Source organism: Micromonospora sp. D75, assembly GCF_018070405.1.
Classification (GTDB): Bacteria; Actinomycetota; Actinomycetes; order Mycobacteriales; family Micromonosporaceae; genus Micromonospora; species Micromonospora chalcea.
Genome location: NZ_JAGPXV010001097.1, coordinates 1 through 813, shown reverse-complemented (window position 1 = coordinate 813; position 813 = coordinate 1). Strand labels below are relative to the sequence as shown.

The window sequence follows — 813 nt, the reverse complement described above, 5'->3', positions numbered from 1 at the left end:
ACCATCACTGTCACCGCGTGCGCCGACTCCTCGCGTACCCGCTCGGCCTTCTCCTGCGGCGAGCAGCGCGCGATCACGTCGTCCACGCCCACGATCTGCGCCACCTGGCGGGCCGTGCCCGGACGGTCGCCGGTCACCATCACCAGCCGGGTCAGGCCCGCCTCGCGCAGCCGCCGCACGGTCCGCCGGGCGTCCGGGCGCACCGGGTCCTCCAGCAGGATCGCGCCCAGCGGCCCGTGGTCGTCGCTGACCCAGACCGCGGAACGCCCGGCCCGTTCGGCGCGCTCACCGAGCCGGCCCGCCCACTCCGGCGGCTCACCCGCGAACTGCCCGACGTGTACCGTCCGCCCGTCGACGCGCCCGCTCACGCCGTGCCCCGGCTCCTCGGTGACATCGGTCGGCTCGGCCAGCGCCAGCCCGCGCTCGCGGGCCTGCCGGACCAGCGCGGCGGCCAGCACGTGCGGGGAGAGCTGCTCGACCGAGGCGGCCAACCGCAGCACCTCGTCCCGGTCGCCGCCCGGCGCCACCACCACCTCGGCCGCCCGGGGCCGCCCGGCGGTGAGCGTCCCGGTCTTGTCCAGCAGCAGCGTACGAGCGCGGCCGAGCTGCTCCAGCGAGCCACCGTCACGCACCAGCACGCCGCGCCGGGCCACCCGGGACAGGCCGGACACCACGGCGATCGGGGTCGCCAGCAGCAGCGGGCACGGGGTGGCCACCACGAGCACCGCCACCGCCCTGGTGAACTCGCCGGACAGCAGCCATGCCAGCCCCGCCAGCACCAGCGTGAACGGCACGAACGCGGCGGCGTACCGG

Annotated in this window: 1 protein-coding gene; it reads right to left on the bottom strand. The window is 77.1% G+C overall.

Features of this window, described 5'->3' with window-relative positions; genetic code table 11:
- On the bottom strand, window positions 1–813 hold an 813-nt coding region (locus KBX39_RS32255; protein ID WP_210874211.1), incomplete at both ends, for an HAD family hydrolase.